This window comes from Mesorhizobium sp. M7A.F.Ca.ET.027.03.2.1, from assembly GCF_003999175.1.
In the GTDB taxonomy this organism is placed as follows: domain Bacteria; phylum Pseudomonadota; class Alphaproteobacteria; order Rhizobiales; family Rhizobiaceae; genus Mesorhizobium.
Genome location: NZ_RZOM01001114.1, coordinates 1 through 1,992, shown reverse-complemented (window position 1 = coordinate 1,992; position 1,992 = coordinate 1). Strand labels below are relative to the sequence as shown.

The window sequence follows — 1,992 nt, the reverse complement described above, 5'->3', positions numbered from 1 at the left end:
ATCTTCCAGTTCCTGTCGCCCTTGTCCAACCAGCGCACGGACCGCTGGGGCGGCTCGCTGGAAAACCGCATGCGTCTTGTCGTCGAGATCGCCAAGGCGGTGCGCAAGGCTACGCCAAAGCTGATGCTCGGCGCGCGGCTGTCGGTGATGGATTGGGTCGATGGCGGCTTCGACGTAGCGGACGCGATCGAAGTGGCCAAGGCGCTCAAGGACGAGGGCGTTGCCTATCTCTGCTGCTCGAGCGGCGGCAATTCGCCGTTGCAGAAATTGCCCACCGGCCCTGGCTATCAGGTGCATCTGGCGGAAGCGGTGCGCAAGGGTGCTGATATTCCGACCCGCGCCGTCGGCCTGATCGACGACCCCAGGCAAGCCGAAGCGATCCTCACCGAGGGCCGCGCCGACATGGTGGCGCTGGCGCGAGCCTTCCTGGCTGATCCGCGCTGGGGATGGCGTGCGGCGGCGACATTCAGCGAAACGATCCACCCGGCGCCGCAGCTCGCCCGTTCGGTGACCACGATGCAACATTGGATGAAGGCGACGGGCTGAACGGTCCGCGCTCCCGACACGCGCGCCCCTCCTGTCTCCAGACAGCTTGACGGTGCTTCGCTGCTATTCCGTCCGCAAGCTGTTGGCGTGAGTGGGCGTGGCTGGGCTTGGGAGGAAACCTGTTCAGGGCATTCTTGCCGGTTGCAGCGCTGGCCGCAGGTTAGAGCCTTCAAACAGCCTCTGAGACGTTTGGGCGCAGGCTGGCGGCCATGGTTGCAACCAAATTGGCTGCTTTGCGTTGCGGCCATGATGGACAACAAACCTTTTGAAGTGCCGGTCGTCGTCGAACTTGGCCACGTCGGCAAATATCGCCACATCCGCAGCGCCCAGGAGGCAGCGGAGTGCCTGATGACGGTGTGGCCGCTCAATCGCGGCCCGCGCCATCGTGATGCCCTCGACACTTGCCTCAAAGTGCTGGAAGGTTATCGTTCGACAGCAGATGCGCGCCGGGCGCTGATTGAAGCCGCCAAGGAATCGGAAGTGCTGGTGCCCGACGACAGACTGCCCGACGACCGGCTGCATTGAGCAGACGGACCTTTCAACCGGAGGTTTTCCATGGCGAAGCTGACTTACAAGATCGTCGAACATGACGGCGGCTGGGCCTACAAGGTCGGAGCGACCTTTTCCGAGACGTTTCCCACGCATCAGGACGCATTGCGTGCGGCCGAAATCGCCTCGGCCGAGCAGCAGGTCGCCGGAGCGACCGACGGCATCCAGTATGAGGACGCCGAAGGCAAATGGCACGACGAACTGGCCGACGGCCGCGACCGGCCGCAGACAGAAGTCTCAGATTAATTTATGCGGCTGATGTCGAGCGGCCAGGCAGGACGCCAGCCGCAGCCGTCCAAAGAGAGGACGGGCTAGCGGCCTATTTGCCGCAATACTGATCGTTGACGTTTTGCCCAGCGTTAGCGTCCGGGCCTGGCGTGTTGTGGGCACATGGGCCTATTGCGCCGGTGTTGCGTTGGGTGTTCAACCCGGAGCCGTCACGGATGCTTCCCGTGGTATAGGGGTCGACAGTTGTCTGGTCGTTGTTGCCGAACAGCCACCAATCACGATTGTTGGAATACCTGTCGTCCAGTGACTGCGCCATCGCCGATGTTGCGAGACCGATCGTCAGAACAGATGCTGCGAGAATTTTTGTAACCATTGAATCACTCCGTATCTTAGCCGCCTTGGTGCGGCACTCACAAAACCCGGTAGTCAGCCGAATGGTTCCTTGAAATTGTCGTGAGGCTCGGGTGAGACCCTGACCAGCAAGCCGCCGGCCGGCGATGCGCTCGATGAATGCGGCGGTTCGCTCCGGGGCCACGAATTGCGGCATGTGCCCTATTCCTCGAACAGTTCGAACCTAGATCCTTGACGTCATCGGCTCGCCTTGGCGGCGCGAAGATGACATTTCGGCCACCGTCGCGCCGCGCTATCTCAGACCACTCGCCTTCCCAG

The 1,992-nt window shown here is 62.2% G+C and carries 3 protein-coding genes and 1 pseudogene; 3 read left to right on the top strand and 1 reads right to left on the bottom strand.

Annotated features, from left to right (window positions below; translation table 11 throughout):
- The 3 genes and pseudogenes from EN750_RS31840 to EN750_RS31830 all read left to right on the top strand — a co-directional run.
- Nucleotides 1–546, top strand: a pseudogene (locus EN750_RS31840) (tRNA-dihydrouridine synthase); the annotation flags it as partial.
- Nucleotides 547–792: 246 nt separating this feature from the next.
- The gene (locus EN750_RS31835; protein WP_013532012.1) at nucleotides 793–1,071 is read left to right on the top strand and encodes a DUF982 domain-containing protein; all 279 of its coding nucleotides are present in this window, start codon (nucleotides 793–795) and stop codon (nucleotides 1,069–1,071) included.
- Between the two features lie 30 nt (nucleotides 1,072–1,101).
- A complete protein-coding gene (locus EN750_RS31830) occupies nucleotides 1,102–1,341 on the top strand; it encodes a DUF2188 domain-containing protein (protein ID WP_127399068.1) in 240 nt (79 codons plus the stop codon).
- Nucleotides 1,342–1,414: 73 nt separating this feature from the next.
- On the opposite strand, the gene EN750_RS41725 is transcribed toward EN750_RS31830, so the two are convergent.
- Nucleotides 1,415–1,870: a hypothetical protein gene (locus EN750_RS41725; RefSeq protein WP_348629636.1), complete on the bottom strand. Its 456-nt coding sequence runs from the start codon at nucleotides 1,868–1,870 to the stop codon at nucleotides 1,415–1,417.
- Nucleotides 1,871–1,992: the final 122 nt, after the last annotated feature.